The sequence below is a fragment of the Mangrovimonas sp. sgz306409 genome (genome assembly GCF_059735265.1).
Genome location: NZ_JCAPEU010000035.1, coordinates 1 through 810 on the forward strand (window position 1 = coordinate 1; position 810 = coordinate 810).

Annotated in this window: 1 protein-coding gene; it reads right to left on the bottom strand. The window is 31.1% G+C overall.

Going from position 1 to position 810, the window contains the following annotated elements; translation table 11 throughout:
• Positions 1–156: 156 nt before the first annotated feature.
• Positions 157–783 carry a hypothetical protein gene (locus AC6I5C_RS17810; protein ID WP_497906349.1) on the bottom strand — a complete coding sequence of 209 codons (627 nt, stop codon included), beginning with the start codon at positions 781–783 and terminating at the stop codon, positions 157–159.
• Positions 784–810 lie beyond the last annotated feature (27 nt).

An 810-nucleotide genomic window follows, 5' to 3' on the forward strand; every position in this document is an offset into this window, starting at 1 on the left:
AACGGTTGGGCTATAATTCCGTTGCGAGTAAAATCCGTAGGATTTTCCGAGTAGGAATTGTAGCTGGTTAAAGTTAGTATTTTTTTGGTAGAGTAGGGTGTTAGCAATGGATTATAGCCGTTGTTGTGTGTAGGCTTTTTATGTGAGGTTCTGTTATTAATAATCGTACGGTTCTGTTATTAATAATATCGTTAATTCAGATTTTGGATAAAACAAAGTCCATATGAGACTGTTGCAATAATTTGTGTGATGGTCGAAATAATTACTCCATTTATCATTCCAAAATATGATTTCAGGTTTTTCAATATCCAACAACTCTTTTTTTATTTCTAGAAATAAATTATTTAGTTCAATATTTGATTTTCTTTTTTCTCTCTCGAAACATGATGAAAAACATGGCGTTGTGTTTAAATCAATTTCGGGGGGAGTTACCCGAAGTTTAAAATTCTCCTCATATGGATAAATGAAATAATGACTATACCACTGTTTTATTCCACGCAGCAATAGGCTATTTGATTTTTCATCAAAGTAAGGACCTATAAATTCGTCTACTTCAATTTGTGTACCGCAAATTTTGTCGAGTTCGAAAGTCAGTGAAGGTTTTTCAAACCAATCTCTTTCTACTATATTTTCAATTCCATTTATAAGTTGTCTTTGCGATATTTCATAATAATTGTCCCCAAAATAGTCATCATCGTTATTGGTATACATTGAGGTGAATTTTATAAAATGACAACCAAGTTTATCGAAAAAAAGATCTTCAATTTTATATATGTCAATCATTTATGGTTTTTACAGCTTACACACAAC

What these genes read in the sequence shown, in the direction of transcription:
- AC6I5C_RS17810 (WP_497906349.1), bottom strand. Translation starts at nt 783, where the DNA reads ATGATTGACATATATAAAATTGAAGATCTTTTTTTCGATAAACTTGGT.